Consider the following 21,226-nt stretch of genomic DNA (forward strand, 5'->3'; position numbering starts at 1 on the left):
CCACTGTTAAGGTATTGGTAAATGGATAATCTGTCCCATTTATAGTAGCTACATAATCGTGAGTTTCATTTGTGGTAATGAATATCTGTCCATTATTTTTATCTGGACACGTTTCACTGGTTACCTGAATGTTGAAATTATTTTGTGGCAGCATAAAACAACCTGTAGCATCTACTGTTGCTCCTGCTGTAGTATTTGGACATAAATCATCTGCATTAGACACGCCATCGTTGTCATCATCTAACTGACTATCTGAACAACCATTTGCATCTACTATTTCTCCTGTTGGTGTGTTTGGGCATTGATCTACATTATTCATAACGCCATCATTATCATCGTCTAATTGACTGTCTGAACAACCACTAGCATTTACAGTTTCTCCTATTGGTGTATTTGGACAAATATCGTCGCTGTTTTGAACTCCGTCATTATCATCATCTAATTGCCCGTTTGAACAACCATTTGCATCTACTGTTTCTCCTATTGGTGTATTTGGACATTGATCTACATTATTCATAACACCATCATTATCATCGTCTAATTGACTATCTGAACAACCGCTAGCATTTACAGCTTCTCCTGTTGGTGTATTTGGACACAAATCATCACTATTTTGAACTCCATCATTATCATCATCTAATTGTCCATTTGAACATCCATCTGCATCTACTGTTTCTCCTGTTGGTGTATTTGGACACAAATCATCTGCATCTAAAACCCCATCTCCATCACTATCCCCATTCGGTCTATCTGCAATAATTTTAAAACTATCTACTGTCCAACGAGTTGGGTTTCCATCTGAATAGTATTTAAAAGCAAAATAAACCGTTCCATTAATTCCGCTTATATCAACGTCATTAAATGTGAAAACTTGTTCAGTACTAGTTCCATCAGAAATTGGTATCGTAATATTCGGAACTGATGTCCAAGTATAATTACCTGGGTTACTTGAGCCATCATAATTTGATGAATATACTAATTCCAATGGTGTACTTCCATAAGCTGCATCTGTGTAAAAACTTAATTTTTCACCAGTTTCAGTCTCAAAATTAATTGGAGTTTTAGTTATTAACCAATCTTTACTTGGTACGTCTTCCTGGTATCCATTAATTCCCATAGACCCAGAATTATTTTCTCCATATTGTACTTCACATACCCAATCTTTATTACTTGCTTCGGTATAAGTGAAAAAATTAGAATTGGCACAATCTTCAAAATCATCAACCAATAAAATTTTTGGGCCTTCTAAAGTTGTAACATTTAAAGCACTACTTTCTGTGGATAAATTAGAGGAAGCGTCTCTAGCTTTAATAGTTACACTATAACTTGTATTAGGAGCTAAATTTGTTAAACTAGTAGTATTGGTAGTTGCTGTTTGCAAATACGTTCCGTCCAAGTATATTAGATAATCGTAAACTCCCGTATTATCTGTAGAAGCTGTCCAATTTACATCAAATGAAGTATCCGTAACATTTGAAGCTACTAAATTTGTTGGAGCTGTTGGAGCTTCTGTATCAGAAGTTCCTCCCATATTCCATTTATCTTCTGCTACTAAACCTCCCCAAATTAACGTTGCTAAATAAGGATTATCAATAAATGGATTTCTGTTTTGTTGGATACCAGATAAGACCTCGTTTTTAGTAGTTTCATAAGGAGAAACTGGATCCTCAACATTCCATTTTAAAAATAATTCAATCATATTTGGATCAACTGTTAACGTTGTTCCAAAACCAACATTTATTGGTAAACATTGAGTTTGTGAAATTTGAGAACCATCTCCGTGGTACATCATGTACATATACATAACTGCACGTGCTACATCACCTTTCCACTCATCTCCAGGATACCATCCGCCATCACTAGACACAATATGAGAAGTTCCACTTCCATCTGTAAATTTATTATTACTTCTGGTTGAGTTTCTATCCTGATCAACCGCATGTAAGTTATAAACATCTGTCCCTGGACCTGGTGAATCTGTAACTAATACTGGGATTGCCAATGATTTTGCAAAAATGTGCTCTCTATTCCATTTTCCTTCAACATAAGTTGCACCTGCCATCTCTGTTTTTAATCGTGTTCTGTCAGTTGAAAAATCACCATCCGTATCATCATAACCATATATCAAAAGCACTTTTGAGCTATCATCAGGATCTTCATTTCCTGCCTGACAGGCATCCCAAACATCCGTAGAAGAACTTGTATATGGAATTCCTTGTTTTGTAGATTGTATTCTATCTGCTAGTTCTAAAAATAAGGCATTTCCTGTTTTGGTCAAATCTAACCCATTATAATATGATTGAACCTGTCCATAAAAGGGGATTACAAATAAAAAAAACAGAATTATAAAAAGTAGTTTTTTCACAATAACATTTTTGTTTTTAATTAATTTAAAAAAATAAATAAGCATACAAAAATAACAATTTTAATGTTATTAGCATATTAAATAACTTATTAATAACACAAACAGATTCATATATTTACCTAAAAAATTATTTTAGAAATTAGTGCATTAATAAAATGATAACTATTTTTAATTCATTATTTTTGCATCAACTAAAAACAAAAACTATTATGACAAAAATTATTCATTCGTATTGGGCTTATATTGTGCTAACAATACTTATAATTGCCGTGTTAAATGCCTTAATTGGTTTATTATCTAAAAAAGAGTTTAAAGATAAAGATTTACGTATATCTTTATTTGCTTTAATTGCTACACATATTCAGCTAATACTTGGAGTTATTGCTTATTTTACTTCTGCTTATTTTCAAACTATGCAATCGGAAGGAATGGGTTATGTAATGAAAAACAGCGAACTACGTAAACCTTTAGTAGAACATCCAATGGCTATTATTATTGCTATTGCACTTATTACTATTGGATTTTCAAAACATAAAAAGAAAACTACTGATAATAGTAAATTTAAAACTATTTTCATCTATTATTTTATTGCCTTATTATTAATTTTAGCAGTTATTCCTTGGCATAATTGGCTTTCTAATTAAATTTAAACGCCTATGTTTTTAACATAGGTTTTTTTATTATGAAAAAACTATTGGCATATCCCTTAACTATTATTTACTATTTCTTTTTTGGAATGGTATTGGTTATTTTTCATCCAATTCAATGGATAGCTTTTAAACTTGGAGGTTATAATGCGCATAAAAAAACAGTAGATTGGCTTAACTTTTTTGTTACAGGTTGTTTGTACTTATTAGGTTCTAAGGTAAGTTTTAATAATCCTTATAAGTTACCTGAAAATGCACCTTTAATAATTGTTTCAAATCACCAAAGTATGAATGATATTCCTCCTTATTTTTGGTTTTTACGAAAATATCATCCAAAATTTGTTTCTAAAAAAGAACTAGGTAAAGGAATTCCAAGTGTTTCCATTAATTTAAGATTAGGAGGTTCATGTTTAATTGACAGAAAAGATCCAAAACAATCTATTGCTGCAATTATTAATTTTGCTAAGTATATTGAAAAAAATAATTATTCTGCAGTTATTTTCCCTGAAGGGACAAGAAGTAGAAATGGAGTTCCTAAACGTTTTTCAGAAAACGGTTTAAAAATGTTAGTAAAAAAAGCTCCTTCAGCTTATGTAGTTCCTGTTTCAATAAATAATTCTTGGAAACTTTTAAAATACGGAGGTTTTCCTATGGAAATTGGTGTTCATTTATCTTTTGATGTTCACGAACCAATAAAAGCATCTAGTTTACCTTTTGAAGAATTATTTTCAAAAGTTGAAAAAGTTATAAAAAACAACGTAGTTTAGCAGCCACTAAACTAAAATCAAAAACATGTCCTTACACAATAAAAGGTTAGAAGTTATGCTTACCTTAGAAAAAAGCATAGACACATTTGTAAAAAAATTTCTAATAACTCCTGATAAAATTTGGCAACCTACAGACTTTTTACCTAACTCTCAAAACGATTCTTTTATAGAAGAAGTAAAAGAAATTCAAGAGCTATCTAAAGATTTAGATGATGATTTTTGGACTGTTTTAGTAGGAGATACCATAACTGAAGAAGCTTTACCAACTTACGAATCATGGTTGTTAGATATTGAAGGCATTTCGCAACATTCAAATAACAATGGAGATAATGGTTGGGCAAAATGGATACGCGCTTGGACCGGAGAAGAAAATAGACATGGAGATGTACTAAATAAATATTTATATTTATCTGGCAGAGTAAATATGCGTGAAGTTGAAATTACCACACAACATTTAATAAGTGACGGATTTGATATTGGAACAGCTCGAGACCCATATAAAAACTTTGTTTACACTAGCTTTCAAGAATTAGCAACTTACATTTCTCATAATAATGTAGCCAAAATTGCTCGTAAAAACGGGCATAAATTATTGGCTAAAATGTCCAAAATTATTGCTGGTGACGAAATGCGTCATCATTTAGCATATACAGAATTTGTAAGACAAATTTTTCAATACGATCCTAGTGAAATGATGTTGGCTTTTCAACATATGATGAAACATAAAATTGTAATGCCTGCAATGCATCTTAGAGGTTCAAATGGTGTAAAGGGAGATTTATTTGATAAATTTTCTGTAATTGCACAACGTACTGGAGTTTATACAGGCTTTGATTATGTTGATATTATTAAAAAATTAAATACTATTTGGCAAATTGATAAAATTACTGGGTTGACTTCTGAAGCTGAAAAAGCAAGAGATTATTTAATGAAATTACCAGAAAGAATGTATAAAATTACGGAAAGGATTATTGTTCCTGACACAACTTATAAATTTAAATGGATGAATCCTTTATAGCAAATTCATCTTTAAATAATATTTAAAAAGCCTTTCTAAAATTAGAAAGGCTCTTTTTAATTTTTAATTTCAAAGGAATCTTTATCCTTTAAAAAATTAAGTTTATTTCGCACTTCATCCATATAATTTTTATCTAAAGTTAAAATTACAGTGTCTTCTTCTCCTAATTTAGTTTTGGAAATCTCTTCCCCTAAACAATCATAAGCTGCTGAATGACCGTTATATTCAAAATTATTAGCGTCCTTTCCTACTCTATTAACTCCAACAACATAACTCATATTTTCAATAGCTCTAGCCTTTAACAATGCATCCCAAGCATTTATTCGTTGCTTTGGCCAATTCGCCACATAAAATAACAAATCATAATTTTCTGTGTTTCTTGCAAAAACCGGAAAACGCAAATCGTAACAAATTTGTGGGCAAATTTTCCAACCTTTTACATTAAATATTTTCTTTTCTGTTCCAGCTTTATAAACTTTATCTTCTCCGGCTAAACTAAATAAATGTCGCTTATTATAAATTTCCACTTCTCCTGAAGGATGCACAAATAATAATCGATTAAAGTAAGCTTCATTTTCTTTTATAATAATACTTCCTGTAATTACCGTATTTTTTAATGAAGCAAACTTTTTCATCCATTGTACAGTTTCTCCTTGCATAGTTTCTGAAATATTTTCAGGCTGCATACTAAAACCAGTAGTAAACATTTCAGGTAAAATAATTAAGTCAACTTTTTCAGAAATAAGATTGATTTTCTGAGTAAATTTTTTTCTGTTTTCTTCTGCATTGTGCCAAATTAAATTGGATTGTATAAAGGCTACTTTTAAATTTTGCATAATATTTCTGCTGCTTTTTGTAAGGTTTCTTCCGTTTTAGCGAAACAAACTCGTAATACTTTGGTATCTAAATTTTGTTCGTTAAAAACCGATATTGGTATGGTTGCAATTTTATTTTCAATGGTTAATCTTTTGGCAAAATCAAAATCGTTTTCATTAGTAATATCACTAAAATTAAGTAGTTGAAAATAAGTTCCTTTAGAAGGTATAAATTTAAACCTAGATTCCTTCATTAAATTTAAAAAGAAGTCTCTTTTCTGTTGATAAAAATTTCCTAAGTTTAAATAATTCTGTTCATTGGTAATATACGTTGCCAAAGCAACTTGTGTTGGATGATGTACTGAAAACACATTAAACTGATGTACTTTTCTAAATTCAGTAGTTAAATAAGCTGGTGCTGCACAGTATCCCATTTTCCAACCAGTATTATGAAATGTTTTTCCGAAAGAAGCAATAATAAAAGTCCGCTCTTTTAAACCTGGATACAAACATGCTGATTCATGTTTCTGGCTATCAAAAATAATATGCTCGTAAACCTCATCACTTATTAATAAAATATTGGTGTTTTTTAAAATCTTTTCCAACTGTTGCATATCTTCTTTAGACAATACTTTCCCAGAAGGATTATGAGGTGAATTAATAATCACCATTCTTGTTTTGCTATTTATTAAGCTTTTTACTTCTTCCCAATTTATTTTAAAACTTTCAGGATCTAATTGAATCGCTATGGGTTTTCCTCCAACTAATTCAACCGTTGGCTCGTAACAATCATATGCTGGTTTAAAAATAATTACTTCATCACCTTTTTTTACAGTTGCTGTAATTGCTGTAAAAATTGCTTGAGTTCCGCCTGCAGTTATGGTAATTTCAGTTTCTGGGTTATATTTTTCTTGATATAATTTTTCAAATTTTTCAGCAATGGCCTCACGTAAACCATAAACTCCTGGCATTGGAGCGTATTGATTATACCCATTTAGCATAGCTCTATTTACCAGTTCAATTAAGTGATAATCACTTTTAAAATCAGGAAATCCTTGTGACAAATTTAGAGCATTTTCTTTATTAGCTAAACCACTCATTATCGCAAAAATACTTGTTTTGCTATTAGGTAATTTAGAGAAGTTTTCTGAAAAAAAATTTGACATATTTTGATACATTTAAGTATCAAAAGTACATATTTAATTAAAAATTATTGGTATTTTTAAATATCAATTAAAGAATTATGAATTATAAAAAAGCGCTGCTAGAAGCACATCAAAGAATTTTACCATATATTCATCAAACTCCAATTTTAACTTCTCAATTATTAAATGATATTTCTGGTGCTGAAATCTATTTTAAATGCGAAAATTTTCAAAAAATGGGTGCTTTTAAAATGCGAGGAGCCTTAAATGCAATTCTTCAACTTTCCGATGCTGAAAAAACTAAGGGAGTAGTAACGCACTCTTCTGGAAACTTTGCACAAGCAATTGCTTTAGCTGCAAAAATGTTAGGAATTACAGCATATATTGTAATGCCAAAAAACGCTCCAAAAGTTAAAAAAGAAGCTGTTTTAGGTTATGGAGGAATTGTAATTGAAAGCGATTCTACACCTATTGCACGAGAATTAAAAGCAGATGAAGTTGTAAAAGAAAAAGAAGCTACTTTTATACATCCATCTAATGATATTCCCGTAATTATTGGACAAGGAACTGCAGCTTTAGAATTATTGAATAATCAACCCAATTTAGAAACTGTAGTTACTCCAGTTGGTGGAGGGGGTTTATTAAGTGGTACTGCATTATCCGCTCACTATTTTGGAAATAATTGTAAAGTTTATGCAGGAGAACCTAATGAAGCAAACGATGCTTTTCGTTCTTTAAAAAGCGGAAAAATTGAAAGTAACAAAACTACCAATACCATAGCTGATGGTTTAAGAACTCAGTTAGGAAGTAACACTTTTCCTATCATTCAAAAATACGTTAATGAAATTATTTGTGTTTCTGAAGATGAAATTATTGATGCTATGAAATTACTTTGGGAACGTTTAAAAATTGTAGTTGAACCTTCTTCTGCTGTTGCTTTTGCAGCAGTACTAAAACGAAAAGATATTTTTCAAAATAAAAAAATAGGTGTAATTTTATCTGGTGGAAATGTAGATTTAACTAACTTACCTTTCTGAATAAAGCTAACTAAGAATGAAAAATATTTGGAAAAAATATGCTCCTTATTTTATTGATTTTTGGCAATATTTAATAATTATACTAATTTTTATAATTGCAGGAATTGTGTACGCAATTGTTAAATAAGCATCATTAAAATTAAAAGCCCAATTTCAATATTGAAATTGGGCTTTTTTATACTTAAACAAAGGTTAATCTATTTTGGAACTATGTTAGCTTTTAAAAACTCTCTATTTAAACGAGCTATATTTTCTAAAGAAATACCTTTTGGACATTCCACTTCACATGCTCCTGTATTTGTACAGTTACCAAATCCCTCATTATCCATTTGATTAACCATATTTAAAACACGTTCTGTAGCTTCCACTTTACCTTGTGGCAAGTATGCAAATTGAGATACTTTTGCCGAAACAAATAGCATTGCGCTAGAGTTTTTACAAGTTGCAACACATGCGCCACAACCAATACATTCTGCAGCATCAAATGCATCAGCAGCATCCTGTTTTGGAATAGGAATAGCATTTGCATCTGGAGCACCTCCTGTATTAAAAGAATTATAACCACCTGCTTGTTGAATACGATCAAAAGCGCTTCTATCTACAACTAAATCCTTTACAACAGGAAAAGCATTTGCTCTAAATGGCTCAATATAAATAGTTTGCCCATCTTTAAAAGAACGCATATATAATTGACAAGTAGTTACTAATTTTTTTGGTCCGTGAGCCTCTCCATTAATATATAATGAACATGTCCCGCAAACACCTTCTCTACAATCATTATCAAATGAAATTGGTTCTTCATTTTTTTCAATTAAGTTTTGATTTAAAACGTCTAACATTTCTAAAAAAGAAGTGTCTGACGAAATATCTGTAACTTTATATTCTTTCATGCTCCCTTGAGCATTGGCATTATCTTGACGCCATATATTTAAAGTAAAATCCATATACTATATTTTTTACTTGTAATTATTTATAATTACGTTGTTTTAATTCTATTGCGTTAAAGGTTAACTCCTCTTTATGAAGTTTAGGCTCTTTGCCTTCTCCCATATATTCCCAAGCTGCTACATACGTAAATTCTTCATCATTACGTTTAGCTTCGCCTTTTTGAGGTCCATCTAATTCTACAGATTCTTCTCTATAATGTGCTCCACAACTTTCTTTTCTGTTTAAAGCATCAATTGCCATTAATTCAGCTAATTCTAAAAAGTCTGCAACACGAATTGCTTTTTCCAATTCATTATTAAATTGATCTGGTTTTCCAGTAACACGAACATCTTTCCAAAAATCATTACGTAAAGCTTTAATTTCCTCTATTGCTTCTGTTAATCCTTTTTCATTACGTGCTAAACCTACTTTATCCCACATAATTTTTCCTAATTTTTTATGGAAATGATCCACAGATTTGGTTCCGTTAACAGCAAATAGTTTTTCAATTAAACCACTAACCTCTTTTTCTGCTTCATCAAATTCAGGTGTATTTGTAGAAATTGGTCCTGTATGAATATCATTACTTAAATAGTTTGATATGGTTGCTGGTAAAACAAAATAACCATCGCATAAACATTGCATTAATGAGGAAGCACCTAATCTATTTGCTCCGTGATCAGAGAAATTTGCTTCTCCAATAGAATATAAACCAGGTACAGTTGTCATAGTTTCATAATCTACCCAAGTTCCTCCCATAGTATAATGTGAAGCTGGATAAATCATCATTGGAGTTTTATAAGGATTATCGCCTGTTATATTTTCATACATATCAAACAAGTTACCATAACGTTCTTTAACCACGTCATTTCCTAATCTTTTAATTGCATCTTCAAAATCTAAATAAACTGCATAACCTGCTTTATTAACTCCAAAACCTGCGTCGCAACGTTCTTTTGCTGCTCTTGAAGCTACATCTCTAGGAACTAAATTACCAAATGCAGGGTAACGACGTTCTAGGTAATAATCTCTATTTTCTTCTGCAATTTCAGTAGGTTTTAATTTACCTTCACGAATTGCTTTTACGTCTTCAATATTTTTTGGTACCCAAATTCGTCCATCATTTCTTAAAGATTCTGACATTAAAGTTAATTTACTTTGATGTTCCCCTGAAACTGGAATACAAGTTGGGTGAATTTGTGTAAAGCAAGGATTAGCAAAATACGCTCCTTTTTTATAAATTTTCCATGAAGCTGTTGCATTACAATTCATAGCATTAGTAGATAAAAAGAATACATTTCCATATCCTCCAGAGGCAATAACTACAGCATGTGCTCCAAATCGTTCAATTTTACCTGTAACTAAATCTCGAGCAATAATTCCACGAGCTTTACCATCAACAATTACCACATCTAGCATTTCGTGGCGACTATATGATTTTACTTTACCTGCTTTTATTTGGCGATTCATAGAACTATAAGCGCCTAACAAAAGTTGTTGTCCTGTTGCTCCAGAAGCATAAAATGTCCTTGAAACTTGTGCTCCACCAAATGAACGGTTTGCTAAAGTTCCGCCATATTCACGTGCAAAAGGAACTCCTTGTGCCACACATTGGTCAATAATATTTCCACTTAATTGTGCTAAACGATAAACGTTTTCTTCACGTCCGCGATAATCACCACCTTTTACAGTGTCATAAAACAATCGATAATCACTATCATTATCATTTTGATAATTTTTTGATGCGTTTATTCCTCCTTGTGCTGCAATTGAGTGAGCACGACGAGGACTATCTTGAAAATAAAAAACTTTTACATTGTAACCGGCTTCGCCAAGTGTAGCTGCAGCAGCACCTCCTGCAAGTCCTGATCCAATAATAATTACGTCTAATTTTCTACGATTAGAAGGGTTTACCAAATTAGTATGAGCTTTATAGTTCTCCCATTTTTCAGCAATTGGTCCTTCTGGTATTTTTGAGTTTAATTTTGTCATAATTTTTTTTAATCTTTTAATTATTTAAAGAAAAAATAAACTGCTATAGCTGAAAAACCAATAGCAATTAAAATACTAAAGCCTATTCCTGTATTTTTAATACACGCCTTGTATTTATTATAATTGGTTCCTGTACTTTGAAAAGCAGATTGAAAACCATGGCTTAAATGAATGCCTAATAACACAAATGCAATTACATAAATTGCGGTGTATAATGGAGATTTAAAAAGGTTAGTTACCAAATCATAATCGGTAGCAAAACCTCCTTTAGCATTAAATTTTAGTTGAATAAAAAAATCTTTTAAATGTAAAATTAAAAAAAGTAGTACTAAAATTCCTGTTACTATCATATTTCTAGAAGAAAATGAAGAATTTTCAGATGGTTTATTAACTACATATTTTACTGACCTTGCAGACTTGTTTTTAAGTTCCAAAGTAATTCCTTGAATTATATGTAAAATAAAACCTGCAGCTAAAATATACTGCATTACTTGTATTACACCATTAGTAGCCATAAATTCAGAAGCCTCGTTAAATGCGTTTGGCCCCCAAAACAAAGATAAATTAATACCAAGATGTACAATTAAAAAGATTATTAAGAAGAACCCAGTAAGTGACATTACTATCTTTCTTCCAATAGATGACGTTAAAAATTTGTTCATATTATTATACTTTTTTGAGGGTAACAAATATATGCATTTGAATTAAGGTTTTTAGAATCTTAAAAAAATTATATTCCTAATTTAGACTGATTATAAATAAATGCAGGCAAAATATAATCTGACAAAAATCATTCTTAAAAACACCACCCTATTTTATCTTTAGCAAATCAACTTAAATAATTAGCCTTATGGCATTTAAAAAAGGACTATTCAAAACATCAGTTGGACGCAAAAACTTGATGGCGTTTACTGGGCTATTCATCATCTTTTTCCTTATAATTCACCTTATAGGGAATCTCATTTTAGTTATTCCTGATTCATTTTTTCCAATAGAATTTTGGAATAATGTTGCAAACGTACATGATATGTATAATGCATATTCTCACTTTTTGGTTCACTTTTGGCCTGTAACAATTGTTGCATACATTTTATATGCTGCAATAATTATACACATTATTGATGCGCTGTTAATTACGCTTCAAAATAAAAAATCTCAAGGAGAAAAATATATGGTTACAGACACTTCTACAAGTTCATGGTATTCAAGAAATATGGGCGTTTTAGGAACTGTAATTGGAATTTTTATTGTATTGCATATGGCTCAGTTTTGGTTACAATATAAAGTACTAAAAATAGAACACGATTTATATCATTTGGTACTTGCCACTTTTAAAGTTTGGTGGTACGTGCTTATTTATGAAATAGGAATTATTGCTTTAGGTTTTCATTTAGTGCATGGAATAGAAAGTGCACACCGATCTTTAGGTGTTTATCATAAAAAAATAATGAAAGCTATTGAACTTATAGCGCTTTACTTTAGTTTAGTTATGGCAATTTTATTTGCTATTATTCCTATTATTCTTTACTTCAAATAAAATAAAATTATGGCTCTTAACGCAAAAATTCCGGAAGGACCTTTAAAAGATAAATGGCAAAATTACCTTGCTAAAACTCATATCGTAAATCCTGCCAATCGAAAAAAACTAGATGTTATAGTTGTTGGTGGTGGTTTATCTGGCGGCGGCGCTGCAGCTTCTTTAGCTGAACTAGGTTACAATGTAAAAGTTTTCTTTTTTCAAGATTCAGCTCGCAGATCACATTCTGTAGCTGCTCAAGGAGGAGTAAATGCTGCAAAAAATTATAAAAATGATGGAGATAATGTTTATAGAATGTTCTATGATACCATTAAAGGTGGAGATTTCCGATCACGAGAAGCCAATGTTTATAGAATGGCTGAAGTTTCTGTAGATTTAATTGACCATATGGTAGCTCAAGGAGTTCCTTTTGGTAGAGAATATAGTGGTTATTTGAGTAATCGTTCATTTGGTGGCGTATTAGTTTCACGTACTTTTTATGCTCGTGGACAAACTGGTCAACAATTATTAATGGCCACCTACCAAGCAATGATGAAACAAGTTAAGGTAGGAAAACTAAAACAATATAATAGGCATGAAATTTTAGATATTGTTGTTGTTGACGGAAAAGCACGTGGAATTATTGCTCGTAATTTAGATACCGGAGAAATTGAACGTCATGCCGCACATGCTGTTGTTTTTGGAACTGGTGGTTTTGGTAAAATATTCTATTTATCCACTTTAGCAATGAATTCTAATGGTTCTGCAAATTGGCGTGCACATAAAAAAGGAGCCTATTTTGCAAACCCATCTTGGACTCAAATTCACCCAACAGCTTTACCTCTAGCTGGGGAACATCAAAGTAAATTAACTTTAATGTCTGAATCATTACGTAACGATGGTAGAATCTGGGTTCCTAAAAAGAAAGATGAAACAAGAGCTCCAGGAGATATTCCTGAAGAAGAAAGAGATTATTACTTAGAACGTCGTTATCCAGCATTTGGAAACTTAGTTCCTAGAGATGTAGCATCTCGTGCGGCTAAAGAAAGAATGGATGCTGGACATGGTGTTGGTCCTTTAAAAAATGCTGTTTATCTTGATTTTAAAACTGCAATTGAACGATTAGGAATAGAAACCATAAAAGAGCGTTACGGTAATTTATTTACTATGTATGAAAAAATTACCGCAATAAATGCTTATAAAGAACCAATGAAAATATCTCCTGCCGCTCACTTTTCTATGGGTGGATTATGGGTAGATTATGAATTGCAAACCACAATTCCTGGGTTATTTGCTGTCGGCGAAGCTAATTTTGCTGATCACGGAGCAAATCGTTTAGGAGCAAACTCTCTTTTACAAGCTTCTGTTGATGGTAATTTTATTTTACCTAACACTATTTCCAATTATTTATCTAATGAAATTAGAACTGGAAAAATATCAACTGATAGCCCCGAATTTGAGGAAGCTGAAAAAGCAGTAAAACAACAAGTTGAAAAAATATTAGCTATTAAAGGAACTATGCCTGTAGATAAAATTCACAGACGTTTAGGCAAAATTATGTTTAAAGAAGTAGCGATGTCTAGAAACGAAAAAGGATTAAAATGGGCAATTGAAGAAATTAAAAAACTTCGTAAAGAATTTTGGGAAAATGTTGCTGTTCCTGGAGATCAAAATGGCCCTAATTCAGAATTAGAAAAAGCAGGTCGTTTAGCTGACTATTTAGAAATAGCAGAGTTAATGGCTGTAGATGCCTTAAACAGAAAAGAAAGTTGTGGAGCACACTTCCGAGAAGATTTTCAAACTGAAGATGGAGAAGCCATGCGTGATGATGAAAACTTTATGTATTCATCCGCTTGGGAATGGGTAAATAGCGAAAATTGGAAATTACACAAAGAACCATTAGAATTTACGGAAGTTAAACCAACGGTTCGCTCCTATAAATAAATTTAAGATTATGAAACTAACACTTAAAATATGGCGACAAGAAAACGCCAAAACCAAAGGTAAAATGGTAACTTATGAAATGTCCGATTTAAGTGAAGACATGTCATTTTTAGAAATGTTAGATGTTTTAAATGCATCATTAGCAATTAAAGGAGAGCGAGTTATTGAATTTGATCATGATTGTAGAGAAGGTATTTGCGGACAATGTTCATTAGTCATTAATGGACAAGCTCATGGTCCAGAATCGCATTATACTACTTGTCAAACTCATTTAAGATCTTTTAGAGATGGTGATACTTTATATATTGAGCCTTTTAGAGCAAATTCATTTCCTGTTATTAGAGATTTAAAAGTAGATCGTAGCAGTATGGATCGTATTATTCAAGCTGGAGGTTATATTTCCTCTTTCACAGGAATGGCTCCAGAAGCAAATGCAATTCCTATTCATCATGACATTGCAGAAAGTGCTTTTGATAGTGCTGCTTGTATTGGTTGTGGTGCTTGTATAGCAACTTGTAAAAATTCATCAGCTGCGTTATTTGTATCCGCTAAAATAAGCCATTTAGCAAAATTACCTCAAGGAAAAGTAGAACGTGAGGAACGTGTACAATGGATGGTAAACGCACATGATGACGAAGGCTTTGGTAGTTGTACAAATACTGGTGCTTGTGCAATGGTATGCCCACAAGAAGTACAATTAATTGATATTACACGTATGAATTTTGAATACAATAGAGCTGTTTGTCATTCAAAAGAATAATTTACAATTATTTATATTTTAAAAATGGGTTTCTATTTTATTAGAATCCCATTTTTTATATGTAATATTTTTACTTTGCTTATCCTTGTATTTTTCATAAATTTAAAAATTCCTAAAATTTCAAATAATGAAAAAACTAACCTTACTCACACTATTTATTTCAGCAATTGCTTTTTCACAACAATTTGACGTATCTAAATTTAAAGACATTAAAACCAGATCTATTGGTCCAGCAGGCATGAGCGGTAGAATTACTGCTATAGATGCGGTTACTAATAATCCAGATATTATATATGTAGGATCTGCATCAGGAGGTTTATGGAAATCAGAAAGTGGAGGCGTTGATTGGAAACCAATTTTTGATAAATATGGACCAATGTCTATTGGAGCTGTTGCCATTCAGCAAAGTAACCCAGATGTTATTTGGGTTGGTACTGGAGAAGGAAACCCAAGAAATAGTGTTTCAGGTGGTTTAGGATTGTACAAAAGTTTAGATGCTGGTAAAACTTGGAATTTAGTTGGATTAGAAAAAACAAGAAATATTCAAAGAATTATAATTGACAAATCAAACCCTGATATTGTTTATGTTGGCGCTATTGGTTCTTCATGGGGTGAAAACCCTGAACGTGGTGTTTTTAAAACAACTGACGGAGGAAAAACTTGGACAAAATCATTATTTGTAAATAATAAAACCGGTTGTGCTGATTTGGTAGTTGATCCAAACAATCCAAATAAACTATTAGCTGCAATGTGGGAGCATCAACGAAAACCATGGACTTTTACTTCTGGTGGTGAAGGTTCAGGAATTTATTTAACCTATGATGGAGGTAAAAACTGGAAAAAATTAACCGATAAAAATGGCTTACCAGAAGGTGATTTAGGAAGAATTGGATTAGCTATTGCTCCTAGTAATTCTAATATTTCATATGCTTTAGTTGAAGCTAAAAAAAATGCATTATACAAATCAGAAGATGGTGGTGAAAACTGGAAAAAAGTAAATGATAAATCAAGCGGAAGAGGTAAAGGAGGAATTGGAAACAGACCTTTTTATTATTCTCATATTTATGTAGATCCAATTAATGAAAATAGACTTTATACTATTTTTACTTATGTAAATGTAAGTGATGATGGCGGTAAATCATTCAAACAACTTATGCCTGCTTATAATTCTACCAAAGGTGTTCATCCTGATCATCATGCCTGGTGGATTCATCCTAAAGATCCATCTTTTATGATAGATGGTAATGATGGTGGGCTAAACATAACACACAATAAAGGAAAAACTTGGCGTTTTGTGGAAAATTTACCTGTAGGTCAATTTTATCATATAAATGTAGATAACGATTTTCCATATAATGTATATGGCGGGATGCAAGATAATGGATCTTGGGGCGGACCTGCTTATGTATTAAAAGCTCAAGGAATTAGAAATTCGTATTGGCAAGAACTTATGTTTGGCGATGGTTTTGATGTTATTCCTGATCCATCTAATTCACAATACGGTTATGCGATGTCTCAAGAAGGATATGTTGGCAGATACAACAAAAAAACAGGCTATGTAAAAATGATTAGACCAACACATCCAAATCCCGATGTAAAACTTCGATTTAACTGGAATGCCGCCATTGCAATGGACCCAATAGATAAAAAAACCATCTATTTTGGAAGTCAGTTTGTTCATAAATCTACCGATAAAGGTTATACATGGCAAATTATTTCTCCAGACTTAACTACCAATAATAAAGAACAACAAAAACAATTTGAAAGTGGCGGTTTAACAATGGATGCTACTGGAGCTGAAAACCATTGTACTATTTTAGCTATTGAACCAAGTACTTTAGATGAAAATTTAATTTGGGTTGGCACAGATGATGGAAATGTTCAACTAACACTAAATGGAGGAAAAACTTGGTCAAATATTACTAAAAATATAAAAGGAATGCCTAAAGGAAGTTGGGTTCCACAAATAAGAGCTTCAAAATTTAACAAAGGAGAAGCTTATGTTGTAGTAAATAATTACAGACAATTTGACTTTAAGCCATACCTATTTAGAACACGTGATTATGGGAAAACTTGGGAAAACATATTAAAAGATAAGCCTGAATCTTTTGGGTATGCACATGCAATTATACAAGATATAGAAGAACCTAAACTACTTTTTTTAGGAACTGAATTTGGATTATATATTAGTATTGACGAAGGAAAAAATTGGACAAAATGGACTAATAATTTTCCAACCGTTTCTACCATGGATTTAGCCATTCAACCAAGAGAACAAGATTTGGTTATTGGTACTTTTGGCCGATCAATTTATATTTTAGATGATATTAGACCGTTTAGAGCTTTGGCTAAAGAAGGAAATCAGTTGTTGAATAAACCTTTACAATTATTTACACCACCTAAAGCATTTATCACCCAAAACCAACAACCGTCAGGAACTCGTTTTGGTGCTAATGCTATTTTTAATGGAGATAATAGAAAAAAAGGAGTTATGATTACTTATAGTATAAATAAACCTGAAACTAAAAAAGATAGTAAACCTTTAGCTAAAAAGAAATTAAAAAAAGATAGTAAAATAACTTCCTTAAAATCAGAAAAACCTGAAGTGAAATTTGATACTCTTTTCTTTCAAGTTTTTAATGATAAAAATGAGCTGATAAGAAGTATAAAAAGAAAAGCTCCTAAAGAAAATGGTGTGCACAGAATGTATTGGCATTTTGAAGAAAATGGCCATAGAGGTCCTTCAAGAAGAAAAGTTAAAAAGAATAGCAATTTACCTTCAGGTGTTACGGTTTTACCAGGAAATTACACCATTAAACTTCATTTTGGAAATCAAACTGCAACTCAAAAAATAACTGTAGATTATGATCCAAGGGTAAACATGCCGTTAGCCGTTTTACAAAGTAAATACGATTTGTTAAAACAATTAGACGCTAAATTAGGTGTTGCAGGAGAGGCTACGCAACGATTACTTGTATCTAAAGAGATTGTAAAAGATTATCAAAAGAGAATTAAAGCACAACATAATAAAGAGAAATTTAAAGAATTATTAAAATCACATACTAAAATTCTAAAAAAAATAGATGGATTACTTGATGATATGCTTGGTAAAGAAGATAAGCGACAAGGTATAACTGCAACAGAGTTTCCTAGTAATATTTCCTATTTATATATGGCTAGTGGTTATGTAAATTCCTTATTACAAAAGCCTGGGCCAACTGAAATTACTTTAGTTAAAAACGCAAATAAAAAAGTGGGAGATGTTGTTTCTAAAATCAATAAATTTTATGAAACAGATTGGATTGATTATCAAAAATCTGTAGAAAACTTAAAGTTATCTCCATTTAAAAAACAAGAAGAATTAAAATTTTAATTCGCCTTATATTAACGAATTTTTATTTTAAACAACACCTGTAAAGCTAAAACTTTACAGGTGTTGTTTTTATTTTATTTCTAAGGATTTTTCAGTGCTTTTTATAGCGTCTAAAATTTTAATTATGTAGTTTCCTTTCGGTAAATAATATTTATCATTTTTTGCTTTTTTCACTTCCACATCATTTTTTGAAAAATAAGTATTCACTGTTTTTTCTGAAATACTCAAATCATAATTTGTATAATTAAATCCAGCACTTGCAACAGTATTATATTTTTTAAGAAGTGTTTTATCTTTTGATAAAATTTCAACAGAATAAATACCATCTTTTGCAACATAAAAAGGTATAGTTAGTTTTGGAGTAGTTGGCTTCAACCATTTATTCCAAGAACTTCCCCAGTAAGAAGAAAACTTAATAGAAGGAACATTAAAAATTACAATTCCCTTACCTTTTGCTTCTTTATATTTTTGCAAAGGAGCAATATTAGCTTTGTAAATAGAACGTCCGTGAGTTCCTATTACCAAATCTTTTGCTTCCTTTTGAATTACTAAATCGTGAACAGGAATTGTAGGAATTCCATCGGTAAATTGCTGCCAATTTTCACCTTTGTTAAACGATACATATACCCCGTTATCAGTACCTATATATAGTATATTTTCATCCGTTGGATCTTCTTTAATTACGTTTACAGAGGATTTTGGTAAATTACTTTGGATGTTTTTCCAAGTTTCTCCTTTATTTTCACTTACAAACACATAAGGTTTAAAATCATCATTTCTATAACCATTTAAAGTTACATAAACACGATCTTTATTATGTTGTGAAGCTATTACTCTGCTAACCCATAAATTTTGAGGTAAATTATCCGAAATTCTTTTCCAAGTGCCTCCTCCATCTACCGTTAACTGCACGTAACCATCATCACTCCCTGTATAAATTAATCCAAACTGAAAAGGACTTTCAGAAATTGTGGTTAGCGTTCCAAAAGGAACATTTCCTTTTTTACCTCCTGCTGTCAAGTCTTTAGAAATAACTTGAAAAGTTTTTCCTTTATCCATAGATCGCAACAATTTATTTGCGCCCATATATAAAATATCTTGATTATGAGGAGATAATAAAATTGGTGCTTGCCAATTATAACGGTATGGTGTGTCGCCTAATTCATGCTTTGGATGAATATCTATTTCTTTGTTGGTTTTTAAATTCTTTCGGTAATAATATCCAAATTGAGAACCTGCATAAACTATATTATTATCTCTATTATCAATTTGAACTTGCATACCATCACCTCCACCAATCATTTTATATGGATAACTTCCTGTGCTTTCCCAGCTTTTTGAGTTTTTATAATTGCTTGGCCCGTACCATACACCATTATCTTGTAAACCTCCGTAAACATTATAAGGTTTTTTAGTGTCAACATTTACAGAATAAAATTGTCCAACGGACGGAGCATTATTTTTAGTCCAGTTATCGCCATCATCGTAACTTATATTAATACCTCCATCATTTCCATCAATTAAATGTCCTTTTAAATTTGGATCCACCCATATTACATGATGATCTGCATGTACATTTTCTTTATTTATAGAAGTAAATGTTTTACCGCCATCTTCAGATTTTAGTAAAGGAACTCCTGCAATATAAACCTTATTTTGGTTAGAATTGTTTACACCAATGGTTCCAAAGTAATAGCCATACGAACTATAAATATCATCTAAATAATTTTTATGCGTTTTCACCCATGTTTTGCCACCGTTTATTGATTTGTACAATTCTGCACCAATAACTTCAGAATTTAATAATACATAATTTGCGTCTTCTAAATAACTAGCTAAATCTTTTGGAATAATTTTCCCCTTTTTAATTTCTTCTTTAACCGATATTGCTGTGTATTTTTTATCAAAGTTGTTTTCTTTTAAATAATTAGTGAGTTTTTTATTGTCCAATTTTAAAAATTCTTCTTTAGACATTTTTTTAAAATCATCTTTTTGTAAACCTACTTTTTTCTTCTTTTTAGTTATTGGTCGTAAATTTTGATTATCTAATAAAGCATATACAATATTATCATTAAAAGTAGCTAAACCAATTCGTCCAACTCCTTTACCTGTTGGAAAACCACTTTTTTTAGTGCTAATTTTATTCCACGTATTTCCAGCATCTGTACTTTTGTAAATTCCTGAATTTTCACCACTTCCTTTAAAATTCCATGCCTTTCGCTCTCGTTCCCATGAAGCTGCATATAAAATATTTGGATTTGTTGAAGATTGACTGATATCAATTACTCCTGTATTTTCATCAATAAATAAAACTTTTTTCCACGTTTTACCTCCATCCATAGTTTTATAAATACCTCGTTCTTTATTTGGCGTGTATAAATGCCCAATTACCCCAACAATTACTTCATTTGGATTGTTTTTATTAATAATTATTTTACCAATATGTTGTGAATCTTTTAGTCCAACATTTTGCCATGTTTTACCATTATCATTACTTTTTAAAACGCCAATACCAGCATAAGATGAACGAGAGGAATTACTTTCTCCTGTTCCAATCCAAATAGTTTTATTTTTCCAATCTACTGCTACTGCTCCCATATTTTGTGTAGACGCATTATTAGTAACACAAGTAAAAGTTATTCCATTATTTTTAGTGTACCATAATCCGCCAGAAGCATAAGCTGCATAAAATTCAGTTGTATTATTTGGGTTTACTGCTACACTTACAATTCTCCCACTCATTATGGTTGGGCCAATATTAGTGAATGGAACATTTTGAACAATATTTATTTGTGAATTACTATTATAAACAATAAATAATGTTAAGGCTAAAAAGAATAATTTTTTCATTTTTGAAGATATAAGATAATTACAATTACGCTTGTTCTTCAAATTTAAAAATAATTAAGGATATTATTGT

Annotated in this window: 15 protein-coding genes; 8 read left to right on the top strand and 7 right to left on the bottom strand. The window is 31.3% G+C overall.

The genetic code is table 11. From position 1 onward, the window contains the following. On the bottom strand, positions 1-2,365 hold a 2,365-nt coding region (locus R3342_RS10765; protein ID WP_318940103.1), incomplete at its 3' end, for an endonuclease. A 209-nt stretch (positions 2,366-2,574) separates the two neighbouring features. Between R3342_RS10765 and R3342_RS10770 the strand changes: the two genes are divergently transcribed. Genes R3342_RS10770 through R3342_RS10780 form a run of 3 tightly spaced genes read left to right on the top strand, consistent with a single transcriptional unit; the run spans position 2,575 to position 4,797 of the window. Further along, the gene (locus tag R3342_RS10770) at positions 2,575-3,009 is read left to right on the top strand and encodes a hypothetical protein (protein ID WP_318940104.1); all 435 of its coding nucleotides are present in this window, start codon (positions 2,575-2,577) and stop codon (positions 3,007-3,009) included. A gap of 38 nt (positions 3,010-3,047) precedes the next feature. Then, positions 3,048-3,779, top strand: coding sequence for a lysophospholipid acyltransferase family protein (locus R3342_RS10775; RefSeq protein ID WP_318940106.1), 732 nt, complete (start codon positions 3,048-3,050; stop codon positions 3,777-3,779). A gap of 25 nt (positions 3,780-3,804) precedes the next feature. After that, the gene (locus R3342_RS10780; RefSeq protein ID WP_318940107.1) at positions 3,805-4,797 is read left to right on the top strand and encodes an acyl-ACP desaturase; all 993 of its coding nucleotides are present in this window, start codon (positions 3,805-3,807) and stop codon (positions 4,795-4,797) included. Between the two features lie 56 nt (positions 4,798-4,853). Here R3342_RS10780 and R3342_RS10785 read toward each other — a convergent pair whose 3' ends face one another. After that, complete coding sequence (locus R3342_RS10785; RefSeq protein ID WP_318940109.1) at positions 4,854-5,633, bottom strand: amidohydrolase; 780 nt, start codon at positions 5,631-5,633, stop codon at positions 4,854-4,856. Further along, entirely contained in the window at positions 5,621-6,778 is a 1,158-nt protein-coding gene (locus R3342_RS10790; protein ID WP_318940111.1) for a methionine aminotransferase, read from the bottom strand. The genes R3342_RS10785 and R3342_RS10790 overlap by 13 nt, the downstream gene beginning before the upstream one ends. 77 nt (positions 6,779-6,855) lie before the next feature. On the opposite strand from R3342_RS10790, the gene R3342_RS10795 reads away from it, so the two are divergent. Beyond that, a complete protein-coding gene (locus R3342_RS10795; protein ID WP_318940113.1) occupies positions 6,856-7,794 on the top strand; it encodes a pyridoxal-phosphate dependent enzyme in 939 nt (312 codons plus the stop codon). 197 nt (positions 7,795-7,991) lie between these two features. Here R3342_RS10795 and R3342_RS10800 read toward each other — a convergent pair whose 3' ends face one another. From R3342_RS10800 to R3342_RS10810, 3 genes are read right to left on the bottom strand one after another with little or no spacing between them, the layout of a single operon-like run. Continuing rightward, positions 7,992-8,738, bottom strand: coding sequence for a succinate dehydrogenase/fumarate reductase iron-sulfur subunit (locus R3342_RS10800; protein ID WP_318940115.1), 747 nt, complete (start codon positions 8,736-8,738; stop codon positions 7,992-7,994). A gap of 22 nt (positions 8,739-8,760) precedes the next feature. Further along, positions 8,761-10,713: a fumarate reductase/succinate dehydrogenase flavoprotein subunit gene (locus R3342_RS10805; protein ID WP_318940117.1), complete on the bottom strand. Its 1,953-nt coding sequence runs from the start codon at positions 10,711-10,713 to the stop codon at positions 8,761-8,763. A 20-nt stretch (positions 10,714-10,733) separates the two neighbouring features. Then, the gene (locus tag R3342_RS10810) at positions 10,734-11,375 is read right to left on the bottom strand and encodes a succinate dehydrogenase cytochrome b subunit (RefSeq protein ID WP_318940119.1); all 642 of its coding nucleotides are present in this window, start codon (positions 11,373-11,375) and stop codon (positions 10,734-10,736) included. A 188-nt stretch (positions 11,376-11,563) separates the two neighbouring features. Here R3342_RS10810 and R3342_RS10815 point away from each other — a divergent pair, with 188 nt between their 5' ends. The 4 genes from R3342_RS10815 (at position 11,564) to R3342_RS10830 (ending at position 18,306) form a co-directional block, all read left to right on the top strand. Continuing rightward, positions 11,564-12,250, top strand: a complete 687-nt coding sequence (locus R3342_RS10815; RefSeq protein ID WP_318940120.1) for a succinate dehydrogenase — start codon at positions 11,564-11,566, stop codon at positions 12,248-12,250. A gap of 9 nt (positions 12,251-12,259) precedes the next feature. Further along, complete coding sequence (locus R3342_RS10820) at positions 12,260-14,173, top strand: fumarate reductase/succinate dehydrogenase flavoprotein subunit (RefSeq protein ID WP_318940122.1); 1,914 nt, start codon at positions 12,260-12,262, stop codon at positions 14,171-14,173. Positions 14,174-14,183: 10 nt separating this feature from the next. Next, positions 14,184-14,933, top strand: a complete 750-nt coding sequence (locus R3342_RS10825) for a succinate dehydrogenase/fumarate reductase iron-sulfur subunit (protein ID WP_318940125.1) — start codon at positions 14,184-14,186, stop codon at positions 14,931-14,933. Between the two features lie 127 nt (positions 14,934-15,060). After that, entirely contained in the window at positions 15,061-18,306 is a 3,246-nt protein-coding gene (locus R3342_RS10830; protein ID WP_318940126.1) for a VPS10 domain-containing protein, read from the top strand. 69 nt (positions 18,307-18,375) lie between these two features. On the opposite strand, the gene R3342_RS10835 is transcribed toward R3342_RS10830, so the two are convergent. Next, on the bottom strand, positions 18,376-21,156 hold the full coding sequence (locus tag R3342_RS10835; RefSeq protein WP_318940128.1) for a VPS10 domain-containing protein: 2,781 nt from the start codon (positions 21,154-21,156) through the stop codon (positions 18,376-18,378). Positions 21,157-21,226 lie beyond the last annotated feature (70 nt).

The sequence above is a fragment of the Lutibacter sp. genome, from assembly GCF_033723435.1.
In the GTDB taxonomy this organism is placed as follows: Bacteria; Bacteroidota; Bacteroidia; order Flavobacteriales; family Flavobacteriaceae; genus Lutibacter.

Excerpts from the sequence above, each read along its gene's own strand:
- R3342_RS10770 (WP_318940104.1), top strand. The coding sequence starts at position 2,575 with ATGACAAAAATTATTCATTCGTATTGGGCTTATATTGTGCTAACAATA.
- R3342_RS10775 (WP_318940106.1), top strand. The coding sequence starts at position 3,048 with ATGAAAAAACTATTGGCATATCCCTTAACTATTATTTACTATTTCTTT.
- R3342_RS10780 (WP_318940107.1), top strand. The coding sequence starts at position 3,805 with ATGTCCTTACACAATAAAAGGTTAGAAGTTATGCTTACCTTAGAAAAA.
- R3342_RS10785 (WP_318940109.1), bottom strand. The coding sequence starts at position 5,633 with ATGCAAAATTTAAAAGTAGCCTTTATACAATCCAATTTAATTTGGCAC.
- R3342_RS10790 (WP_318940111.1), bottom strand. The coding sequence starts at position 6,778 with ATGTCAAATTTTTTTTCAGAAAACTTCTCTAAATTACCTAATAGCAAA.
- R3342_RS10795 (WP_318940113.1), top strand. The coding sequence starts at position 6,856 with ATGAATTATAAAAAAGCGCTGCTAGAAGCACATCAAAGAATTTTACCA.
- R3342_RS10800 (WP_318940115.1), bottom strand. The coding sequence starts at position 8,738 with ATGGATTTTACTTTAAATATATGGCGTCAAGATAATGCCAATGCTCAA.
- R3342_RS10805 (WP_318940117.1), bottom strand. The coding sequence starts at position 10,713 with ATGACAAAATTAAACTCAAAAATACCAGAAGGACCAATTGCTGAAAAA.
- R3342_RS10810 (WP_318940119.1), bottom strand. The coding sequence starts at position 11,375 with ATGAACAAATTTTTAACGTCATCTATTGGAAGAAAGATAGTAATGTCA.
- R3342_RS10815 (WP_318940120.1), top strand. The coding sequence starts at position 11,564 with ATGGCATTTAAAAAAGGACTATTCAAAACATCAGTTGGACGCAAAAAC.
- R3342_RS10820 (WP_318940122.1), top strand. The coding sequence starts at position 12,260 with ATGGCTCTTAACGCAAAAATTCCGGAAGGACCTTTAAAAGATAAATGG.
- R3342_RS10825 (WP_318940125.1), top strand. The coding sequence starts at position 14,184 with ATGAAACTAACACTTAAAATATGGCGACAAGAAAACGCCAAAACCAAA.
- R3342_RS10830 (WP_318940126.1), top strand. The coding sequence starts at position 15,061 with ATGAAAAAACTAACCTTACTCACACTATTTATTTCAGCAATTGCTTTT.
- R3342_RS10835 (WP_318940128.1), bottom strand. The coding sequence starts at position 21,156 with ATGAAAAAATTATTCTTTTTAGCCTTAACATTATTTATTGTTTATAAT.